Below are 19,178 nucleotides of genomic sequence, written 5' to 3'. Positions count from 1 at the left end.
AGCCCACCATGACAGCATCGCTTCCCGTGCCGGGTATCTACCGCCACTACAAGGGTAACCGCTACGAGGTGCTGGGCGTTGCCCAGCATAGCGAGACCGAGGAGCCACTGGTGGTCTACCGGGCGCTTTACGGCGAGTTCGGCCTGTGGGTGAGACCACTGGAGATGTTCACCGAACGCGTCGAGGTACTTGGCGAGCCGGTCGCGCGCTTCGCGCTGGAAAAGGCGTTCTAACGCGCCCTACCTCTGGCCTCGGTGCGCCCAGGCCGTCATTCTCTTCTCCAGCAACGCGAACAGCTCATACATCACCATCGCCATGGCGCTGATCACGATCAGCCCGGCGAACACCAGCGACATGCGCATCTGCGAACCGGCGCTCATCATCAGGTAACCGATTCCCTGGTTGGAGGCCACCGTTTCCGAGACCACGGTGCCGACGAAGGCCAGGGTGATGGCGACCTTCAGCGAGGCGAAGAAGTACGGCAACGAGCGCGGCAGCCCCACCTTGAGCAGCACGTCCATCCGCCGCGCGCCGAGCACCCGCAGCACGTCCTCCAGTTCCGGCTCCAGGGTCGCAAGGCCGGTGGCCACGTTGACCACGATGGGAAAGAAGCAGATCAGGAAGGCAGTGAGGATCGCCGGCACCGAGCCGATGCCGAACCACACCACCAGGATCGGCACGAAGGCGACCTTGGGGATCGCATTGAAGCCGACCAGCAGCGGGTAGCAGGCGTGGTAGAGAAAGCGCGACGAGCCGATGATGAAGCCCAGCCCCAACCCCACCACCACGCCAAGCGCGAAGCCCGCCATGGTGGTCCACAAGGTCTGCCAGGAGTGCATGCCGATGGGGCCGGCGAAGGTCACCAGGGCCTGGGCGGTGGCCGAGGCGCTGGGGAAGATGAACGACGGCACGTCGAACAGCCGCACCGCCGCCTCCCAGATCAGCACCAGTACCACCACCGCCACCCACGGCGCCAGGCGCTCGCGCCATTTTTCCTTGTTGGTCATTGTGCCTCCCGGCGGCCCGGGGCCGCGTAGCGTGCGTGGCGCCTCACGCGCTTCTGATCTCGCCGATCTGGGCACGCAGTGCCTGCACCAGCTCGATGAACGGCGCCTCGTAGGTGGTAGCGAGCTCCCGCGGGCGTGGCAGGTCGATCTGCCGACGCTCGATGATGCGCCCAGGGCGGCGGCTCATCACGTAGACGGTGTCGGCCAGGAAGGCCGCCTCACGCAGATCATGGGTCACCAGCACCACGGTGAAGCGCTGGGCTTCCCAGAGGTCGCGCAGCACGCACCACAGCTCCTCGCGGGTGAAGGCGTCCAGCGCAGCGAACGGCTCATCGAGCATCAACAGGCGCGGGCGATGAATCAATGCCCGACAGATCGAGGCGCGCTGCTGCATCCCCCCCGAGAGCTGCCAGGGATACTGGTCCTCGTAACCCTCGAGCCCCACGGTCCGCAACAGGTCGCGCGCCCAGCCGACGAACTCCTCGCGGCGCCGGCGAAACTCGTGGCGGTACGGCTTGACGATCTCCAGCGGCAGCAGCACGTTGTCGAGCGTGGTGCGCCAGGGCAGCAGATTGGCGTTCTGGAACGCCATGCCGGAGATCTTCAGCGGCCCGCCCACCGGCTCGTCGTCCACCCGCACCTGGCCGCCAGTGGGGCCGTGCAACCCGGTGCAGAGCTTCATGAAGGTCGACTTGCCGCAGCCGGAGGGGCCAACGAAGGCCACGAACTCACCCTCCTCGATCTTAAGGGTGATGTCCTCGATGGCATTGCCGCTGTCGTCGTAGGCCAGGCTGACCCGGTCGAAATCGACGAACGCCATGCTCACGGCCCCTCGGGGAAGATCATGCGCTGCTCCTTGGGCGGCAGGAAGGCGGCGTTGAACACCTGGTCGGTAGTCGGCACCGAGGGCAGCTCGTAGGCATCGGCGACCAGTTGGATGGCGTTGGCCAGGCGCTCTTCATCCACCGCACCCACACCGTTGGCTCGCGCGTCTTCGGTATCGATCACGCTCTCGATGGCAAGTTTCAGGCGACGGGTCTCCATCTCCACGTCGATCAACTCATCACGGTTTCGCACGTAGTCGATGGCGCCATCCGGATCGGCCAGGGTCTCTTCCAGAGCACGGTTGAAGGCGCGCAGAAAGCCTTCCACGGCCTCCGGGTTCTCCTCGGCAAAGGCTTCGCTTGCGATGATCGCATTGCCATAGAGCGGCACACCGTAGTCTGAGAACGGCAGGATGGTGAGGTCTTCCTCTCCCATGCCGCGTCCTTCGAGATTGAGCAGACTGGTGAAGTAGAAACCGGTGATGGCATCGACGTCGCCACGCACCAGCAGCGTCTCGCGCAGGGTCGGGTCGACGTTCTGCCACTCCACCGAATCGGCCGCGAGATCGTTGGCGGCGGCGAAGATGCCCCAGGCCCGATAGCCGGTGTCAAAGGCCGGCGCCGCAAGTGCCTTGCCTTCGAGATCGGCAGGCGTCTCGATGTCGCGATCCTTGCGCGCGAAGACCGCCGCCGGCGTGCCATCGTAAACTACGTAAACCCCTTGGATACCCGGCGCATCGGGGTTCTCGGCGAGAAATTCCACCAGTGCGTTGAGATCGCCGAAGCCCATCTCATAGGCACCGGAGGCCACGCGATTGATGGCGCCCGCCGAGCCGCTGCCGGAGTCGATCTGCACATCCAGCCCCTCGTCCGCGAAGTAACCGCGTTCGACAGCCATCAGGAAAGGCGCGGAAGGCCCCTCGAAGCGCCAGTCGAGCTGGAAGCGGATGGCGGTGTCATTGGCCTGGGCCGCACTGGTGCCGGCCAACGCCAGGGCGACAAGAACGCCCGCGGAATGCAGAAGATGACGGCTCATGATGTTACCCCTCGCGGATGCTAGAAGATGTTGTTCTCTTTGTGCTAATGAAGCTCTTCTTGCTGATGCAGCATTCCTGCCAACTCGCCGGGCCCGGCCATCCGGCTGGGCCTCGACCCTCCATACGGTGGCGCATCGCGGCCGCCGGGTGCCGGCCGCTCTTCACCACAGGGGTGCAGGCGGGTACTGACAGGGCGTTCACTTGCACCAGCGTAGATCATCCTGGCGGGATACATGTGGGGAGCAACGACTGGGCCACCAACGCAGGACCGACGCCCTGGGGCGTCGGTCCGGTTCTCTTCTCGTGCAGGAGGTCATCCTGTTGGACGATCCCAGGCGACAGACGGGGTTACTGCTCGCCGGCTTCCTGCATCTGCTTGAGCATGTAGTTCTCGATGCCGACCTTGTCGATCAGACCAAGCTCGGTCTCGATATGATCGATATGGTCTTCTTCATCGGCGAGGATGTCGCGGAACAGGTCGCGGGTCACGTAGTCCTTGACCTGCTCGCAGTAGGTGATGGCGGCGATATAGTCGTTGCGACCCTCATGCTCGATCTTGAGGTCGCTCTCGAGCATTTCGCGTACGTTCTCGCCAATGTGCAGCTTGCCAAGATCCTGAAGATTGGGGACCCCTTCGAGGAACAGGATACGCTCGATCAGCTTGTCGGCGTGCTGCATCTCCTCGATGGACTCGTCGTACTCCCACTTCGCCAGCACCTTGAGACCCCAGTCCTTGTACATCTTAGCGTGCAGGAAATACTGATTGATGGCCACCAGCTCATTGCCGAGGGCCTTGTTGAGATGTTCGATGACCTTGCTGTCGCCTTTCATGACTTCACCTGTCGCTCTCGTGGGGGATCATTCAGCATGGCATGACGCGCACGGGCGTGCCAACTGCCTGTTGGACAGTCTAGGCGACTACGGCAAAAAATCAATTAAATCAGAAAGTTGATAACAAAAACGAGAGTGATTGGCGTTCGGGGCACGTGCTCATTGAAGGGCCGCCGGAAAAGTCATGCGAAAAGTTCAAACGGCGTAGGCGAGATCTTCCGAGTTCATCAGCAATTCGCTCTTGACCGCTTCGCGGGTGATGCTCTTGCCCAGGCACGCACACTTGCCGCACTGAGTGCCGCACCCCGTCTCACGCTGCACGTCGCGCCAGCTACGGGCGCCCTCCTCGACGGATTGACGAATCCGGTGATCGGAGACTCCCTTGCAGAGACATACGTACATGAACATCACCTCGCTGCTGATTGCAGGAGCAAATGTAAATGATTCGCATAGGCTATTGCAACCCCCAATACTGACAACGCCCTCGATGAGACGATTATCCTTATTGGGCAGCCTTCATCGCGGCGAGTTCTTGCGCGGCTTGGGAAGTACCACCACCCGCGTGCCGGAGACGATATCCGGCCAGCTGCGCCGCTCGCTGTCGAACAGGATCCATAAATAGCCGAGCCCGAAGGCCGCCACCGATAACCAGGCCACCAGGTAGCGGATCAGGCTTTGCATCAGGGTGATGGTGTAGCCATCGATAGTCTGCACGCGCAGCCGCCAGGCCTGCATGCCCAGGGTCATGCCACCGCGGGTCCAGAAAAAGGCGAAGAAGGTAAACGCCGCGACAAACAGCAACAGACGCAGCGACAGCACCTGGGCGGCACCCACCGCCACCTGTTCGGCGGGAATGCCAAGCACATGGCGCACGAACAACAGATGCAGCCCGGTAAACAGGATCCAGATCGCCACCACCAGGAAGGCGTCGTAGATCATGGCACCAACTCGGCGGGCCAGGCCCGCCGGCCATACATCATCGAGATTACCGAAGCGTCGTTGCATGAAACGTCCTGTTGTCACACTGAAACGTGCGATGCTAACCGGTGCGCCGCAAGAGGTAGAACCCTACCACCGCGCAGATAAACGTGGGCGCCAGCACCGCCCAGGCCGGCGAGAAGCCGAACACCATGGAGGCGGGTGCCAGAAGATCCTGCAGGTACTTGAACGAAAGCCCGGTGATCACGCCGTAGAAGACCCGAGTCCCCGCGGCCACGCTACGCAGCGGGCCGAACACGAAGGAGGCCGCCACCAGCACCAGTGACCCCATGGTCAGCGGCATCAGCATCTTCTGCCAGAAGTGCAGCAGCGGCTCGGTGGCCTGCTGCCCCTGGTCGCGCAGATAACCGGCATAGGCCCAGAGCTCACTGGGCGCCTGGCTCTCCACATCACGCAGCAGGCGATCGAGCTGGGCTGGGGTCAGGCTGGTGTCCCATACGTGCGTCGCATGGTGCTCGGTCTCGGTTCGCTCTTCCTCGATCCGGGTGATCGCGACATTCTCGAGTTGCCAGCCGCTGTCCCGCCATACGGCACGCTCGGCGCTCATCGCTTCGCGAAGGGTGCGGTCATCGAAGCGGTAGCGGGTCAGATCCAGCACAGTGTCGTCGGCACGGATGGCGCCGAAGCGATAGATGCTGTCGTCCTCACGCTGCCAGCCACCCTGCTGGGTCACCACCGCGCCCGTGCCCTGAATGCGCTCGAGCCGCCAGGCACTGGCGAACTGCTCGGTGCGGGGGCTGACGAACTCGGCGATCAACAGCACCACCGCGACCACCAGGATGATCGGTTTCATCGCACCCCACAGGATACGCGCCAGCGAGCGTCCAGCCGCCCGCATCACCGTCAGCTCGTTGCTGGATGCCATGCTGCCAAGCCCGATCAGCGCGCCGATCAGCACGCCCACCGGCGAGTACTGATAGAAGCGCCAGGGCAGCCGCATGATCAAGTAAAGCAGTACCTGGAAGGCGCCGTACTCCCCTTCCACGTCGCCAAGGTCGTTGATGTAGGTGATCACCAGGTCAAGCCCCAGCAGCACCACCTGGACGACGAGGATGGCGCCGAGCACGTTGCGCGCCAGGTAACGGTCGAAACGATCGGCGATCATCCACCTATCCCCCTGCGCTGGGCCTGCAGCGTCATCATCACCCCTAGTGCCAGAAACGCGGCATGGATCGGCCACATGCCAATGATCGCCGGCAGGCTGCCACGCCCGATGGCATCCAGTGCGGCCAGCAGCAGGCTGAGGTAGGCAATATGCAGGAACATGGCCGGCAGCAACTTGGCGAAGCGCCCCTGGCGCGGATTGACGCGTGACAGCGGCATCGCCATCAAGGTCAGGATGAACACCATCAACGGCATCCCCAGCCGCCACTGCAATTGAGCCTGAGCCGCAGAAGAATCGTCCATCAGCAGTGCAGCGGTGGTGGCGTATTCGGGGGAATCGAGGTCATCCCCCTGGGCAGCCTGGGAGAGCCTGACCGCATAGGTATCGAAGATCAGCCGTTCGGCCTGATGGCGTCCGGGCTCGACGCTGTAGCGCTGGCCATCGGCCAGCACCAGGAAGCGACTGCCGGTATCGGGATCGACAGTCTGGTAGCCGCTCTCTGCACGGGTCACCACACTCTCGGGGGTGCCATCGCCACGGCGTTGGCGCTCGCTGATGAACACCCCCTGCATGCGGCTCTGGTCATCGTTCATGCCCTCGGTGTAGGCGGTGCGGCCACTGCCGAAATCCTGGAAGCGGCCCGGGGCCAGTGCCGAGAAATCCAGCTGGCTGCGCTGCTCCTCGAGCATCACCTCGGTCTGCAGCGCACCGGCGGGGGTCAACCACAGGCTGCACAGCGCCACCAGCACCGCGACCAGCGTGGCCGGCACCATGCTCACCTGCAACAGCCGGTTGGGGCTGGTGCCGCACGCCACCAGCACGGTGATTTCGCTGTTCAGGTAGAGCTGCCCATAGGCCAGCAGGATGCCGAGAAAGAACGCCAGTGGCAGGATCAGCTCGAGAAAGCCCGGCAGATGATGGAGCATCAGCGTGCCGAGGATGGTGACCGGAATCTCGCCTTCGGCCGCATTGCCGAAGTAGCGGATGAACCGGCTGCCCATGATCACCAGCAACAGCACGCCGGCAACGGCCGCCATGGTCAACAGGATCTCGCGGGTCAGATATCGAAAGATGATCATGCGGCGTCTGCCATGCAATGGGGCCATGCCTTCGGTACACTGGAGCGACAAGGCAACGTGCCGGCATTATCCAGAATCCCCCGGGGGTTGTAACCCCTGCATGCGGCACTTGATGCGTTGGCTGGCGCAGCATTCGGTAACCCTGGATGCCAAGGGGTTGCACGGCGTGTTCCTCGCACCCATATCGTCCCTTACCTTACTTGCTTGTCTAGTGGAGACACCATGGAATTCCCAGTTCAGACGGGTAATCCCGCCAAGGTCGAGACACCCTGCCTCGTGATCCCGGTGTTCGAGGATGGTGACCTGTTGCCGACCGCCGAACGCCTCGATGACGCCAGTGAGCGGCTGATCGGCCAGCTGATCGAGCGCGGCGATTTCGATGCCAAGCTGGGCAGCGTGCAGATGATTCCCTTCGCCCCGGGGCTGGGCGCCGAACGGCTGCTGCTGGTGGGCCTTGGCAAGCGCGAGACGTGCCGGGAAGCCGCCTTTCGCAAGGCGCTGGATGCCGCCTTCTCGGCCATCGCGGCACTTCCCGCCGACGATGTCGCTGTGGCCTTCACCGATGTGCCTGTGCCTGACCGCCAGTGCGACTGGAAGGCCCGCATGGTGGCCGAAGCCGCCCATCGTGCCGTCTATCGCTTCGACGAGTTCAAGTCGGAAAAGGCCCCCAGGCCGAGGCTTTCCCAGGTCGCCCTGCTGGTCAGCGAAGGCGGCAATGCCGATGCGGCGCGTGCCGGGGCGCGTATCGGCGACGCCATCGGCGAAGGAGTGGCCTACACCCGCACGCTTGGCAACCTGCCGGGCAACGTCTGCACCCCGAGTTACCTTGCCGAGCAGGCGGAAGCGCTGGGCGAGGCATCCAATGGCGCGCTGGCAGTGGAGATCCTCGATGAGGAAGCGCTAGAGGCGCTGGGTGCCCACAGCCTGCTCTCGGTGGGACGCGGCAGCGACCAACCCTCGCGACTGATCGTGATGAAGTACCAGGGCGCCGAGAATCCCGATGAAGCACCTCATGTGCTGGTCGGCAAGGGCATCACCTTCGATACCGGCGGCATCTCGCTGAAGCCCGGCGAGGCCATGGACGAGATGAAGTTCGACATGTGCGGCGCGGCGAGCGTCTTTGGCACCGTGAAGGCAATGCTTGCCATCAAGCCACGCCTGAATCTGGTGTTCATCGTGGCCGCCGCCGAGAACATGCCCGATGGCCGCGCCACCAAGCCGGGTGACATCATCAAGACGCTCAAGGGCCTGACGGTGGAGGTCCTCAACACCGACGCCGAGGGTCGCCTGGTGCTGTGCGATGCGCTGACCTACGCCGAGCGCTTCAAGCCGGCAAGCGTCGTGGATATCGCCACCCTCACCGGGGCCGCGATCATCGCGCTCGGGCACCACGCCACTGGCCTGCTCTCCAATGACGACGACCTGGCACTCGACCTGCTCGACGCCGGCGAAACCGCCTGGGACCGCGCCTGGCACCTGCCGTTGTGGGACGAGTACCAGGAGCAGCTGGAGTCCAACTTTGCCGATCTCGCCAACATCGGCGGGCGCCCGGCCGGCACCATCACGGCGGCCTGCTTCCTGTCACGCTTCGCCGACACTTTCCCCTGGGCGCACCTGGATATCGCCGGTACCGCCTGGAGCTCCGGCAAGCAGAAAGGCGCCAGCGGCCGCCCGGTGGGACTGCTCAGCCAGTACCTGCTGGATCGCGAGGTGGATGCCGAGGTGGAAATCGACAGTGAATGAGGGGTTGCCTTTTTCACGCCGCGACTTTCTCATGTGACATGACAACGATTCCACGCAGCGGGCCGGTCAACGCCGGCCCGCTGTTCCAGTATCACCCTGGAGCACGCCAGCGCCGCCCCAGGGGTAACGGAGACCCATTGCCGTGCCCACAGCTAGCTTCGACCTGTTGCCCAATGCCAACCCCAAGGCCGACACCCTGCGTGACGGGATCCTCGCCAACCCCGGCTTCGGCAGCTATTTCACCGACCACATGGCGCATGTGCGCTGGACTCTGGACACCGGCTGGCACGGCCACGAGGTGCGCCCCTACGGCCCGCTGACCCTCGACCCGGCCGCCGCCGTGCTGCACTACGGCCAGGAGATCTTCGAAGGCATCAAGGCCTACCGCCATGCCGATGGCTCGATCTGGACCTTCCGTCCGGAGAAGAATGCCGAGCGGTTCCGTCGCAGTGCGCGCCGCCTGGCGCTGCCTGAACTCTCCGACGAGGACTTCATCGGCTCGCTCAAGGCGCTGCTGGCCCAGGACCACGCCTGGGTGCCCACCCCCGCCAGTGCCGCCGACGAATGCAGCCTCTACCTGCGTCCCTTCATGATCGCCAGTGAAGCCTTCCTTGGTGTGCGACCGTCCCAGGAGGTTGACTACTACGTCATCGCCTCGCCGGCCGCCGCCTACTTCAAGGGCGGGATCGCGCCGGTTTCGATCTGGCTCTCCACCCACTACAAGCGCGCCGCCCCCGGCGGCACGGGCTTTGCCAAGTGCGGTGGCAACTATGCCGCCTCGCTTGCCGCACAGAAGGAAGCCAGTGCCCACGACTGTAGCCAGGTGGCCTTTTTGGATGCCGTCGAGAACACGTGGATCGAAGAACTGGGCGGCATGAACCTGTTCTTCGTCTACCGCGACGGCCGCGTGGTCACCCCGCGCCTCACCGACACCATCCTCGAGGGCGTGACCCGCGATTCGGTGCTGACCCTGGCCCGCGACGAGGGCCTGACCCCGGAGGAGCGGCCGATCAGCATCGACGAGTGGCGCGAAGGTGCCGCCTCCGGCGAGATCACCGAAGTGTTTGCCTGCGGCACCGCCGCGGTGATCACTCCAGTGGGCGAACTGGTCACCGAGAACGAACGCATCCGCCTGACCGGCGGCGATGGCAACCCCATCGCCAAGCGCCTGCGCACCAAGCTGCTCGACCTGCAGTACGGCCGTGCGGAAGACACTCACGGCTGGCTGACCCGGTTGGTATAAGTCTGCCGAGCGTCTGACCGAGCGGGCTTGGCAGCGTTTCACCGCTTGGCTTGTGCATCCCGGCGACAGGTCGCAGCGAGGGTCTTTTTCCAGGGAAGGAAAAAGTAGCGCCCAGGGATGGGTTCACAGCGCCCTCGCGTAGACCTGTCGGCGGGGGCTTCGTATCCCGACAACATAGCAGCACGACTTTTGGTGAGTTCGCGATGACCCAGGTCGATTTCTACGTGCTTCCCGACACCACGCTACAGGCACGCCTCGCCTTCGCCTGCCGCCTGGCCGAAACCATCCAGCGCAAGGGCTACCGCCTGCACCTGCATGCCGAGGACGAGGCCATGGCCCGGGAGCTCGACGAGGTACTCTGGACGTTCCGCCCGGATGCCTACGTGCCACACGTGCTGATGGAGAGCGAGCCGCGCGACGACACCTCGGCAAGCGACGTGCCGGTGACCATCGGCTGGCAGGGCCCGCCGCCGCCCGAGCAGCCCGTCCAGGCGCTGCTCAACCTCTCGCCGGGCATTCCCGAATGGTTCTCGCGCTTCGAACGGGTCGCCGAGATCATCAACCAGCACCAGGACGTGCTGGTCGCCAAGCGCGAGTGCTGGCAGACCTACAAGCAACGCGGCTATCCGGTCAAGGCGCACCAGCTGCGCGGTCAGGATAGCGAAGGCTAAGCCCTTCTGGAGGTGGTGGACCGGGGCGATCCGTCGACAGGCCTTCGCGGAGGCGCTGTAAACCCTTCCCTGGGCGCTACATTTGCCATCCCTGGCAAATGACCTCCGCTACGGCCTGTCCCCGGCGCCCCGTGTATAGCATATTCAGCCTGGCCCACCTGCCTGGCTGACGTCTTGCGTCTCATCGCGCTATAATCGGGGCCATTTTTCGGACGCTGATTCGAACACATTCTCGAACGCTCCCCGACGACATCCTGCCGCCGGCACCTAACCGCTGGCGACCATTTCTGGACCCGGAACGCCCCATGGACAAGACCTACCAACCCGAGCAGATCGAATCCCGCTGGTACCAGCGCTGGGAAGCCGATGGCCGCTTCGCCCCGTCGGGCAGTGGCGACCCCTTCTCGATCATGATTCCGCCGCCCAATGTCACCGGCAGCCTGCACATGGGTCACGCGTTCCAGGACACCATCATGGACACGCTGATCCGCTGGCGGCGCATGCGGGGCAACAACACCCTGTGGCAGGTGGGCACCGACCACGCCGGCATCGCCACCCAGATGCTGGTCGAGCGCAAGGTCGCCGCCGAGGAAGGCAAGACCCGCCATGATCTGGGCCGCGAAGCGTTCATCGACAAGGTCTGGGAGTGGAAGCACGAATCCGGTGGCCATATCACCCGCCAGCTGCGCCGCATGGGCGCCAGCGTCGACTGGTCGCGCGAGCGTTTCACCATGGACGACGGCTTCTACAAGGCGGTTCAGGAAACCTTCGTGCGTCTCTATGAAGAGGACCTGATCTACCGTGGCAAGCGGTTGGTCAACTGGGACCCGACCCTGCACACCGCGATCTCCGATCTCGAAGTGGAGAACCGCGACCAGCAGGGTAGCTTCTGGCACTTCCGCTACCCGCTGGCCGATGGCGTGACCACCGATGCGGGCCTCGACCACCTTGTGGTCGCCACCACCCGCCCCGAGACCCTGCTCGGCGATACCGGCGTCGCCGTCAACCCGGAAGATCCGCGCTACGCCTCGCTGATCGGCAAGTTCATCACCCTGCCGCTGGTCGGCCGCCGCATCCCCATCGTCGCCGACGAACACGCCGACATGGAAAAGGGCTCGGGCTGCGTGAAGATCACCCCGGCCCACGACTTCAACGACTACGAAGTCGGGCGGCGCCAGTCGCTGCCGCTGATCAACGTGTTCAGCCAGGATGCCGCGATCCTTCCGCGCGCCGAGGCCTTCGATATCCAGGGCCGGCCGCTGCCCGACATCGACCCGACCCTGCCCGAGGCCTACGCCGGACTCGATCGCTTCGAAGCACGCCAGCGCATCGTCGCCGACATGGAGGCCCAGGGCCTGCTCGAGCAGATCGAGACGGTCAATAACACCCTGCCCTACGGCGACCGCTCCGGTGATGTCATCGAGCCGCTGCTCACCGATCAATGGTTCGTGGCCGTGGAAAGCCTCGCCAAGCCGGCCATCGAGGCGGTGGAGAACGGTGACATCCAGTTCGTACCGAAGAACTACGAGAACATGTACTTCGCCTGGATGTGCGACCTGCAGGACTGGTGCATCTCGCGCCAGCTGTGGTGGGGTCACCGCATCCCCGCCTGGTACGACGCCGAGGGCAATGTCTACGTCGCCCGCACCGAAGCCGAGGCCCGCGACAAGCACGGCCTGGCCGCAGACGTCACCCTGACCCAGGACGACGATGTGCTCGACACCTGGTTCAGCTCGGGGCTGTGGACCTTCGGCACGCTTGGCTGGCCCGAGCAGACCCCGGAGCTTGCGACCTTCCACCCCTCAAGCGTCTTGGTCACCGGCTTCGACATCATCTTCTTCTGGGTCGCGCGGATGATCATGCTGACCCTCAAGTTCACCGATGAAGTGCCCTTCAAGACCGTCTATGTCCACGGCCTGGTACGCGACGGCCAGGGCCAGAAGATGTCCAAGTCCAAGGGCAACGTGCTCGACCCCATCGACCTGATCGACGGCATCTCCCTCGACGACCTGGTCGAGAAACGCACCGGCAACATGATGCAGCCGCAGAAGGCCAAGGCAATCGCCAAGGCCACCCGCGCCGAATTCCCGGAGGGCGTCGAGCCCCACGGCACCGACGCGCTGCGTTTCACCTTCCTCTCCCAGGCCACGACCGGTCGCGACATCAAGTTCGACATGGGGCGGCTGGACGGCTACCGCAACTTCTGCAACAAGCTGTGGAACGCCTCGCGCTATGTGCTGATGAACGCCGAGGGCCAGGATTGCGGCACCGATGGTGGCGAGGTCGAGCTCTCCCTGGCCGACCGCTGGATTATCTCGCGGCTGCAGCAGACCGAGGCGCAGGTGACCCGCGCCCTGGAGGAGTTCCGCTTCGACCACGCCTCCCAGGCGCTTTACGAGTTCGTGTGGAACGAGTACTGCGACTGGTATCTGGAGCTCTCCAAGCCGGTACTCTGGGACGACGCCGCCACGCCCGAATCCCAGCGCGGCACCCGCCGCACCCTGCTGCGCGTGCTGGAAGCGATCCTGCGCCTGGCCCACCCGATGATGCCGTACATCTCCGAGGAGATCTGGCAGCGTGTCGCCCCGCTGGCCGGCACCGCCTCGGGTGAGGGCGATTCGATCATGGCCCAGGCATGGCCGGTCGCGGAGCCGGGCAAGGTCGACGAGCAGGCGATTCACGACATCGAGTGGCTCAAGGGCGTGATCATCGCCGTGCGCAACATTCGCGCCGAGATGAATATCGCCCCCGGCAAGCCGCTGGACGTGCTGCTGACCAAGGGCAGTGACGCCGACCGCGAGCGGCTGGATTCAAACCGGCCGTTTCTCGCCAAGCTGGCCAAGCTCGAGAGCATCACCTGGCTCGACGACCCGTCCGCGGCACCGCTCTCGGCCACGCAACTGGTCGGCGACATGGAAGTGCTGGTGCCGATGGCCGACCTGATCGACAAGGATGCCGAGCTGGCGCGCCTGGCCAAGGAAATCGACAAGCAGGACAAGCTGATCGGCGGCATCGAGAAGAAACTCGGCAACGAGAGCTTCGTCGCCAAGGCGCCGGAGGCGGTGGTCGAGAAGGAGCGCGGCAAGCTCAAGGAGTTCCAGGCCGCTCGCCAGTTGCTGCTGGAACAGCGCGACAAGATCGCCGCGCTGTAAGCACCGCGATCTGCGTCAAACGAACACGGCCCGCCAATGCGGGCCGTGTTCGTGTGGTGTGTAAGGGTTACCGGGAGTCAGTTGGCTTTGCGCCAGCCACCCAGCACACGCTGGTCGGGGCCGAAGAACACCAGCCTGTCATGGTCGATCAGGTAGCGGTAGGCGGTCTCCAGCATGGTGCGGATACGCTGGGCATCCTCGGCCTGTGGGCAGGCGCGCCGGCCGGTGGCCAGCTCGTTGAATTCGATGCGCTGGCTCTCCCCGAGGCTGGCCTGGCCCATCAACGGATTGCAGCCATCGCTGCCGCTGACCTTGCCGTCGCTGCTAATGCGAAACCAGGCGCGTTCGGGCATCGACAGCCGCTCGTCGGTGCCCACCAGCAACAGGTTCCAGCGCTGTTCCACCACCGGGCCTTCCAGATCGCTTGTCTGGGTGGCGGGCGGTGCGGTATCGCGGCTACCGCAGGCAGCCAGCGCCAGCACACCGAGCAGAACCGCGAGAGACTTGCCTAACGAATTGATCTTCATGGTATCTTCCTTGAGGGAACCGGAGAGCGGCGGCCACGCCTGCAAGCTTGCACCAGCCACCTCCGGGAGACAATGAAACGCCGATCTTCAAGGAACGCCGCATGCTTCACGCCCTGCACAACGACGCCCTCGGCAAGCTGGTCCTGCGCCTCTCGGTGGGCGGCCTGATGCTGCTGCACGGCATCGCCAAGCTGACCAACCCCGGCAGCCTGACCTGGATCGGCAATACCCTGGAGGGCCAGGGGCTGCCGAGCTTTCTCGCCTACGGCGTGCTGCTCGGCGAGATCGTTGCGCCGCTGATGGCCATCATCGGCCTGCAGACACGGTTGGCGGGCCTGATCATGGCGGTGAACATGCTGATGGCGATCTTCCTGGCCCATCGCGGCGAGCTCATGGCGTTGAACGGCAATGGCGGCTGGGCGCTGGAGCTTCAAGGCCTGTTCCTGTTCGGGGCGCTGGCCATCATGTTGATGGGCAGCGGCCGCATGGCCTACCGCCCGGATTAAGGGTTTACCAGGTGCCGGTGTTCTCCATACTAACCCAGGGCTCCTTGGGCTCCAGGGCATCGCCCTTCTGCAGCAGTTCGACGGAGATGTTGTCGGGGCTTCTGACGAAGGCCATGTGCCCATCACGCGGAGGTCGATTGATGGTCACGCCACCGGCCTGAAGCCTCTCGCACAACGCATAGATGTCGTCGACCCGGTAAGCCAGATGGCCGAAGTTGCGACCGCCGGCGTATTCCTCGGGGTCCCAGTTGTAGGTCAGCTCGAGTTCCGGTGCCTTGAGCTCGGCGCTGCGGCCTTCATCCTCCGGCGCGGCCAGGAACACCAGGGTGAAGCGGCCCTTCTCGTTCTCCTTGCGACGCACTTCCTTGAGGCCCAGCAGGTCGCAGTAGAAGTGCAGCGAGGCGTCGAGATCACTGACGCGAACCATGGTGTGCAGATACTGCATAGCGGATTCCTTGTGTGACGGTTGGGGCCCCGTTTAGGGGGTCGGGCAAGGCTCAGTGGGTGTATTCACTGAAGATGTCGGGTGTTCGGTCGTCATGGTGCCAGCCTAGAACGGCATAGTCATCGACACGACCGGTTTCCATCCCCGGTGAGCCGTGGGGCATTCCGGGTACCGCCAAGCCTGCAAGCTCACTTTTTTCGTCCAGCAGTCGATGGATGTCATCCGCCGGTACATGGCCCTCGATCACATACCCGTCGACCACGGCGGTATGGCAGGACGACAGCTCCGGCGAGACACCATGCTCGATCTTCACGGCACGCATGTCGCGGGTGTCATGTTGGCGCACCTCGAAGCCTGAGTCTTCAAGATGCTCTGCCCAGGCCGAGCAACAGCCGCAGTTGGGATCCTTGTAGACCGTGACCACCGGGTCCTTGGCCCAGGCGGATGACGCCATGGCCACCAACAGCACTGTACTCGCCAGTGGGCGAAGGGTACGTTTCATCTGATTACCTCGCGTCATCGGGTCTGTCCGCTTCAACTGGCGGCCACCCGGGGGTAAGGTTAGCGCTTCGATTCATGGACATTTTCGGCAATGGCCGCGGCCTTGCCAAGCCTGTGAGGCATTGATGAGCCATTACTGTGACCTGGCACCCGAGCATCCGTTTCATGGCCCCTACCATGATCACGAGTACGGCTTCCCGGTAGCGGATGACACCATACTGTTCGAGCGCCTGGTGCTGGAGATCAACCAGGCCGGGCTTTCGTGGCTGACCGTCTTGAAGAAGCGCGAGGCCTTCCACAATGCCTTCGCCGGCTTCGACATCGACCGGGTCGCCCGCTTCGGCGACGCCGACCGCGCCCGGCTGCTCGATGACGCCGGGATCATCCGCAATCGTCTCAAGGTCGATGCGGTGATCCACAACGCCAGCGTGGTGCGAACCCTGCAGGCCGAGCATGGCAGTTTCAAGGCCTGGCTCGACCATCACCATCCGCTTCCCCACGCCGACTGGGTGCGGCTGTTCAAGCGCACCTTCCGCTTCACAGGCCCCGAGATCGTCAATGAATTCCTGATGAGCACCGGGTATTTGCCCGGCGCCCATCGCGACGACTGCCCGGTGCAGGCACGGATTCTCGCCGCTGGCCCGGCCTGGGCCACCACCCACCAGGAAGCTTGACGCATGGATTCGATTACCCAGGCCGCACTGGGCGGAGCGATAGGCGGCGCCGTGCTTGGCCGCCGGCTCGGCCGCAAGGCCGTATTGATCGGTGCCGCCCTCGGCACCCTGCCCGACTTGGACGTGATCCTCGATTACGGCGATGCCATCGCCAATGTCACCGAACACCGGGGCTTCAGCCATTCGCTGTTCGTGCTGACAGGACTTGCCACGCTGCTTGCCCTGCTGGCCAGGCGCTTCGCCCCGGCACGCGATATCCCGCTCTCGCGCTGGTGGTTGTTCTGTGGGCTGATCCTGATGACCCACCCGCTGCTCGATGCCCTGACCACCTACGGCACCCAGATCTGGTGGCCACTGGACGTCCGGCCTGCGGCCTATCCTATCGTGTTCATCATCGATCCACTCTATACCCTACCCCTGCTGGTCGGTATCGGCGTGGCAATGGCCACGGGGAATGGCCTACGCGCGCCACGCGCCGGCCTGGCGCTGGCGACCGCCTACCTGGTCTTCGCCTTCGGCGCCAAACTGCTGGTGGAGCATCGTATCGAACCGGTGCTGGCAGCCCAGGGGCTGGCCGAGGCGCCTCGCCTGGTGCAACCCACGCCGTTCAACACCCTGCTGTGGCGGGTCACCGTGGTCGACGGCGTGGATCAGCACGAAACCCTCGTCGGGGTCTTCGATGGCGACAGCACCCCGCAACTGGAAACCTTCTCGCGCGGCGCCGAACGGGAAGCCGTGGCCCTGCAGAGCGAGAAAGGCCAGCGGCTCGACTGGTTCGCCGGGCCCTTCCTGCGCTACGAGTCCGCGTCCATCGACGGCCAGGAGACCCTGGTGGCCACCGACCTGCGGCTTGGTTTCCCCGGCTTCTACCCCTTCAGCTTCACCCTTGCCACCCGGGAGGCCGATGAGTGGCAACCACTCATGGTCACCCAGCAACTCGAGGGGCCATCACGTGGCAATCGCGAGGCCCTTGCGCGGCTTGGCAAGCGCATCCTCGCCCCCACTCCCTTGCTCTGCACCAGCGATTTCGTGCCCCGCCAGTGGTTGATCAGCCGGCCCAGCCAGTGTTGATACCCCCTGGTTGATTGCACGCACACGAAAAAACGGGGTGGCCCTGTGGCCACCCCGTTTTCGTGAATCACCGAATCCGGCGGATTACAGGCGCTCGACCAGTGAGTCGATGGCTTGGCGAGCTTCCTTAAGGGTCGATTCACGATGGCTCTCGCCCATCGCAAGCCCCTCGGCGAACACCGTATCCACTTCCGTGATGCCCATCAGGCCGAGCATGGTCTTGAGATGCGGGGTCTGGCTGTCGAGTTCAGTGCCGGCGTACTGGCCACCGCGCGCGGCGAGAATCACCGCCCGCTTGCCCTCGACAAGCCCCTTCGGGCCATTCTCGGTGTAGCGGAAGGTTTCGCCGGACCGCAGGATACGATCGAACCACGCCTTGAGCTGCGACGGAATGCCGAGGTTGTAGAGCGGCACCGCCAGCACGATCACATCGTGGTCGCGAAACTCCGCCAGCAGTTCATCGGAGCGCGCGGCCAGGGCACGCTGCTCGGCATCACGCTCGTCGGCTGGCACCTGCCAGGCACCCAGCTCATCGGCCTTGAGGTGCGGGAGCTCATTGGCGACCAGGTCACGAGTAGTGACGGAGAGGTCGTCGCGGTTGGCGGCACGCTTGAGGAAATGCTCGGCGAGGCCCTTGGACTGGCCGTTTTCGCCGAGGATGGAAGAGGTCAACACCAGTGCACGGGTCATCATGACAATCTCCTGAAACCATGAAAGGTTCGTTAGCGGGATGATGATTGACATGATACGTGTAGATTATGCACAGAAAAGCGCATTAATCCGCACCTCATGTTCGATAAAAACGAATTGAGGTGCGGAAATGACCGCCATCAAGGGGCGGCGGGTATCCCCTGCCCACATCCACGATACTGTTCACCCTCGATGCTCAGGGTCACCTGTGCTGGAAAGGGTTCGCCGCTCATGTCATCGAAGCAGGCGCGCCCTTCGATGCGCAGCTCGAACGGCGTATCGCCCCGGCCACTGGCCAGAATCATGCGGCCTTCGCCATTGTCCAGGGTGGTCACGCGGTAAGGGAGCGTCTGCTGTCGGCTGCCGTAATCCAGGGTCAGGTCGAGTTCGGCCACGTCGTTGGCAAGGCTGACCGCCCAACCCGGCTCATTGCCGCGCGCGAAGAACATCACGCCGGGCCGGTTTCGACGAGTGAGCGCCGTGCGCTGCATGTGCGCCTGGCACTCCAGCCGGCCGCTTGGGCTCTCGACGACCGCCTCATCCCCCTTGTTCCAGAAGCTGATGTCACCTTGCTGGTAACGCGCGCCACTGGCCACCACCGCGGGCGTCAGACGCCAGGCCCCGTGGGCGGACCACAGCCTTAGTTCTTCATCGAGTTGCGTTGTGACGAGGTTCTGGGAGGGCGTGCAGTGCCAGGCGGTGAACGCCTCGCCTCCCCCACCGAAGAATGCCGAGGGCATCAACGGGGCATCTCCGCCAGCGTCTCCACCACGGGGGGTAATGGGTTCGGGAGCGGGCCCCGGCGCGCTGACGCAGCCCGCCAGGGCAAGCGTCAGCACCAGTGCGCAAGCAAGGGTCAACGGAGGTGGCGACAAACGATCCATGACGGTTCCTTGTAGTAGATCGAAATTAGTAGATCGAAATTGGTAGATCGCAATGTGGTGTGCCCCGGTTTTGTAGACACTTTGCCGACAACCGAAGGTAAGGTGCTATGCGCTTTAAAATTCGACGTCAGTTCACGCTAGAGTTCAAACGCCATGTCGTCCAGTATTCACTGGAGGCCCCCGAAGCTC

At 64.1% G+C, this 19,178-nt stretch carries 21 protein-coding genes; 8 read left to right on the top strand and 13 right to left on the bottom strand.

The window, feature by feature from the left end:
* Nucleotides 1-8: 8 nt before the first annotated feature.
* Nucleotides 9-233 (top strand): DUF1653 domain-containing protein, encoded by a 225-nt coding sequence (locus tag C6V82_RS17405; protein ID WP_102588911.1) that lies wholly within the window; start codon nt 9-11, stop codon nt 231-233.
* 6 nt (nt 234-239) lie between these two features.
* On the opposite strand, the gene C6V82_RS17400 is transcribed toward C6V82_RS17405, so the two are convergent.
* The 8 genes from C6V82_RS17400 to lptF all read right to left on the bottom strand — a co-directional run bounded on the left by C6V82_RS17400 (nt 240) and on the right by lptF (nt 6,882).
* Nucleotides 240-1,007 (bottom strand): ABC transporter permease, encoded by a 768-nt coding sequence (locus C6V82_RS17400; protein ID WP_102588910.1) that lies wholly within the window; start codon nt 1,005-1,007, stop codon nt 240-242.
* Between the two features lie 43 nt (nt 1,008-1,050).
* Nucleotides 1,051-1,827 (bottom strand): ABC transporter ATP-binding protein, encoded by a 777-nt coding sequence (locus C6V82_RS17395; protein WP_102588909.1) that lies wholly within the window; start codon nt 1,825-1,827, stop codon nt 1,051-1,053.
* Between the two features lie 2 nt (nt 1,828-1,829).
* On the bottom strand, nt 1,830-2,867 hold the full coding sequence (locus C6V82_RS17390) for an ABC transporter substrate-binding protein (protein WP_102588908.1): 1,038 nt from the start codon (nt 2,865-2,867) through the stop codon (nt 1,830-1,832).
* A gap of 349 nt (nt 2,868-3,216) precedes the next feature.
* Nucleotides 3,217-3,699 (bottom strand): bacterioferritin, encoded by a 483-nt coding sequence (gene bfr / locus C6V82_RS17385; protein WP_102588907.1) that lies wholly within the window; start codon nt 3,697-3,699, stop codon nt 3,217-3,219.
* Between the two features lie 195 nt (nt 3,700-3,894).
* Nucleotides 3,895-4,101 (bottom strand): (2Fe-2S)-binding protein, encoded by a 207-nt coding sequence (locus C6V82_RS17380; RefSeq protein ID WP_102588906.1) that lies wholly within the window; start codon nt 4,099-4,101, stop codon nt 3,895-3,897.
* 114 nt (nt 4,102-4,215) lie between these two features.
* Nucleotides 4,216-4,704: an RDD family protein gene (locus C6V82_RS17375; RefSeq protein WP_102588905.1), complete on the bottom strand. Its 489-nt coding sequence runs from the start codon at nt 4,702-4,704 to the stop codon at nt 4,216-4,218.
* 34 nt (nt 4,705-4,738) lie between these two features.
* The gene (gene lptG / locus C6V82_RS17370; RefSeq protein WP_102588904.1) at nt 4,739-5,803 is read right to left on the bottom strand and encodes an LPS export ABC transporter permease LptG; all 1,065 of its coding nucleotides are present in this window, start codon (nt 5,801-5,803) and stop codon (nt 4,739-4,741) included.
* Complete coding sequence (lptF, locus tag C6V82_RS17365) at nt 5,800-6,882, bottom strand: LPS export ABC transporter permease LptF (protein WP_102588942.1); 1,083 nt, start codon at nt 6,880-6,882, stop codon at nt 5,800-5,802. Before lptF ends, lptG begins: the two co-directional genes overlap by 4 nt.
* A 222-nt stretch (nt 6,883-7,104) precedes the next feature.
* Between lptF and C6V82_RS17360 the strand changes: the two genes are divergently transcribed.
* The 4 genes from C6V82_RS17360 to C6V82_RS17345 all read left to right on the top strand — a co-directional run bounded on the left by C6V82_RS17360 (nt 7,105) and on the right by C6V82_RS17345 (nt 13,691).
* Nucleotides 7,105-8,625, top strand: coding sequence for a leucyl aminopeptidase (locus tag C6V82_RS17360; protein WP_102588903.1), 1,521 nt, complete (start codon nt 7,105-7,107; stop codon nt 8,623-8,625).
* Nucleotides 8,626-8,767: 142 nt separating this feature from the next.
* Nucleotides 8,768-9,868 (top strand): branched-chain amino acid aminotransferase, encoded by a 1,101-nt coding sequence (locus C6V82_RS17355; RefSeq protein WP_102588902.1) that lies wholly within the window; start codon nt 8,768-8,770, stop codon nt 9,866-9,868.
* A 203-nt stretch (nt 9,869-10,071) separates the two neighbouring features.
* On the top strand, nt 10,072-10,539 hold the full coding sequence (locus C6V82_RS17350) for a DNA polymerase III subunit chi (protein ID WP_102588901.1): 468 nt from the start codon (nt 10,072-10,074) through the stop codon (nt 10,537-10,539).
* 305 nt (nt 10,540-10,844) lie between these two features.
* Nucleotides 10,845-13,691 carry a valine--tRNA ligase gene (locus C6V82_RS17345; RefSeq protein ID WP_102588900.1) on the top strand — a complete coding sequence of 949 codons (2,847 nt, stop codon included), beginning with the start codon at nt 10,845-10,847 and terminating at the stop codon, nt 13,689-13,691.
* Nucleotides 13,692-13,768: 77 nt separating this feature from the next.
* Here C6V82_RS17345 and C6V82_RS17340 read toward each other — a convergent pair whose 3' ends face one another.
* Nucleotides 13,769-14,218 (bottom strand): META domain-containing protein, encoded by a 450-nt coding sequence (locus C6V82_RS17340; RefSeq protein ID WP_102588899.1) that lies wholly within the window; start codon nt 14,216-14,218, stop codon nt 13,769-13,771.
* 101 nt (nt 14,219-14,319) lie between these two features.
* Here C6V82_RS17340 and C6V82_RS17335 point away from each other — a divergent pair, with 101 nt between their 5' ends.
* Nucleotides 14,320-14,724, top strand: coding sequence for a DoxX family protein (locus C6V82_RS17335; protein WP_102588898.1), 405 nt, complete (start codon nt 14,320-14,322; stop codon nt 14,722-14,724).
* Between the two features lie 4 nt (nt 14,725-14,728).
* Here C6V82_RS17335 and C6V82_RS17330 read toward each other — a convergent pair whose 3' ends face one another.
* Together C6V82_RS17330 and C6V82_RS17325 are read right to left on the bottom strand one after the other, a co-directional pair.
* On the bottom strand, nt 14,729-15,169 hold the full coding sequence (locus tag C6V82_RS17330; RefSeq protein WP_102588897.1) for a VOC family protein: 441 nt from the start codon (nt 15,167-15,169) through the stop codon (nt 14,729-14,731).
* A 52-nt stretch (nt 15,170-15,221) separates the two neighbouring features.
* Nucleotides 15,222-15,671, bottom strand: a complete 450-nt coding sequence (locus tag C6V82_RS17325; RefSeq protein ID WP_102588896.1) for a DUF411 domain-containing protein — start codon at nt 15,669-15,671, stop codon at nt 15,222-15,224.
* A gap of 124 nt (nt 15,672-15,795) precedes the next feature.
* Here C6V82_RS17325 and C6V82_RS17320 point away from each other — a divergent pair, with 124 nt between their 5' ends.
* The gene (locus C6V82_RS17320; RefSeq protein WP_102588895.1) at nt 15,796-16,344 is read left to right on the top strand and encodes a DNA-3-methyladenine glycosylase I; all 549 of its coding nucleotides are present in this window, start codon (nt 15,796-15,798) and stop codon (nt 16,342-16,344) included.
* Between the two features lie 3 nt (nt 16,345-16,347).
* Nucleotides 16,348-17,415, top strand: coding sequence for a metal-dependent hydrolase (locus C6V82_RS17315; protein WP_102588894.1), 1,068 nt, complete (start codon nt 16,348-16,350; stop codon nt 17,413-17,415).
* Between the two features lie 84 nt (nt 17,416-17,499).
* Here the strand turns inward: C6V82_RS17315 and C6V82_RS17310 are convergent, their stop codons facing one another.
* A complete protein-coding gene (locus C6V82_RS17310; RefSeq protein WP_102588893.1) occupies nt 17,500-18,108 on the bottom strand; it encodes an FMN-dependent NADH-azoreductase in 609 nt (202 codons plus the stop codon).
* Nucleotides 18,109-18,245: 137 nt separating this feature from the next.
* Nucleotides 18,246-18,989, bottom strand: a complete 744-nt coding sequence (locus C6V82_RS17305) for a COG3650 family protein (RefSeq protein ID WP_102588892.1) — start codon at nt 18,987-18,989, stop codon at nt 18,246-18,248.
* Nucleotides 18,990-19,178 lie beyond the last annotated feature (189 nt).

The organism is Halomonas urumqiensis (genome assembly GCF_003028575.1).
GTDB lineage: Bacteria > Pseudomonadota > Gammaproteobacteria > Pseudomonadales > Halomonadaceae > Halomonas > Halomonas urumqiensis.
This window is presented reverse-complemented; position numbering and strand designations above follow the sequence as displayed.

Excerpts from the sequence above, each read along its gene's own strand:
- C6V82_RS17395 (WP_102588909.1), bottom strand. The coding sequence starts at position 1,827 with ATGGCGTTCGTCGATTTCGACCGGGTCAGCCTGGCCTACGACGACAGC.
- C6V82_RS17330 (WP_102588897.1), bottom strand. The coding sequence starts at position 15,169 with ATGCAGTATCTGCACACCATGGTTCGCGTCAGTGATCTCGACGCCTCG.
- C6V82_RS17390 (WP_102588908.1), bottom strand. The coding sequence starts at position 2,867 with ATGAGCCGTCATCTTCTGCATTCCGCGGGCGTTCTTGTCGCCCTGGCG.
- bfr (WP_102588907.1), bottom strand. The coding sequence starts at position 3,699 with ATGAAAGGCGACAGCAAGGTCATCGAACATCTCAACAAGGCCCTCGGC.
- C6V82_RS17335 (WP_102588898.1), top strand. The coding sequence starts at position 14,320 with ATGCTTCACGCCCTGCACAACGACGCCCTCGGCAAGCTGGTCCTGCGC.
- C6V82_RS17325 (WP_102588896.1), bottom strand. The coding sequence starts at position 15,671 with ATGAAACGTACCCTTCGCCCACTGGCGAGTACAGTGCTGTTGGTGGCC.
- C6V82_RS17315 (WP_102588894.1), top strand. The coding sequence starts at position 16,348 with ATGGATTCGATTACCCAGGCCGCACTGGGCGGAGCGATAGGCGGCGCC.
- C6V82_RS17360 (WP_102588903.1), top strand. The coding sequence starts at position 7,105 with ATGGAATTCCCAGTTCAGACGGGTAATCCCGCCAAGGTCGAGACACCC.
- C6V82_RS17405 (WP_102588911.1), top strand. The coding sequence starts at position 9 with ATGACAGCATCGCTTCCCGTGCCGGGTATCTACCGCCACTACAAGGGT.
- C6V82_RS17350 (WP_102588901.1), top strand. The coding sequence starts at position 10,072 with ATGACCCAGGTCGATTTCTACGTGCTTCCCGACACCACGCTACAGGCA.
- C6V82_RS17380 (WP_102588906.1), bottom strand. The coding sequence starts at position 4,101 with ATGTACGTATGTCTCTGCAAGGGAGTCTCCGATCACCGGATTCGTCAA.
- C6V82_RS17400 (WP_102588910.1), bottom strand. The coding sequence starts at position 1,007 with ATGACCAACAAGGAAAAATGGCGCGAGCGCCTGGCGCCGTGGGTGGCG.
- C6V82_RS17320 (WP_102588895.1), top strand. The coding sequence starts at position 15,796 with ATGAGCCATTACTGTGACCTGGCACCCGAGCATCCGTTTCATGGCCCC.
- C6V82_RS17375 (WP_102588905.1), bottom strand. The coding sequence starts at position 4,704 with ATGCAACGACGCTTCGGTAATCTCGATGATGTATGGCCGGCGGGCCTG.
- C6V82_RS17340 (WP_102588899.1), bottom strand. The coding sequence starts at position 14,218 with ATGAAGATCAATTCGTTAGGCAAGTCTCTCGCGGTTCTGCTCGGTGTG.
- lptF (WP_102588942.1), bottom strand. The coding sequence starts at position 6,882 with ATGATCATCTTTCGATATCTGACCCGCGAGATCCTGTTGACCATGGCG.
- lptG (WP_102588904.1), bottom strand. The coding sequence starts at position 5,803 with ATGATCGCCGATCGTTTCGACCGTTACCTGGCGCGCAACGTGCTCGGC.
- C6V82_RS17305 (WP_102588892.1), bottom strand. The coding sequence starts at position 18,989 with ATGGATCGTTTGTCGCCACCTCCGTTGACCCTTGCTTGCGCACTGGTG.
- C6V82_RS17310 (WP_102588893.1), bottom strand. The coding sequence starts at position 18,108 with ATGATGACCCGTGCACTGGTGTTGACCTCTTCCATCCTCGGCGAAAAC.
- C6V82_RS17345 (WP_102588900.1), top strand. The coding sequence starts at position 10,845 with ATGGACAAGACCTACCAACCCGAGCAGATCGAATCCCGCTGGTACCAG.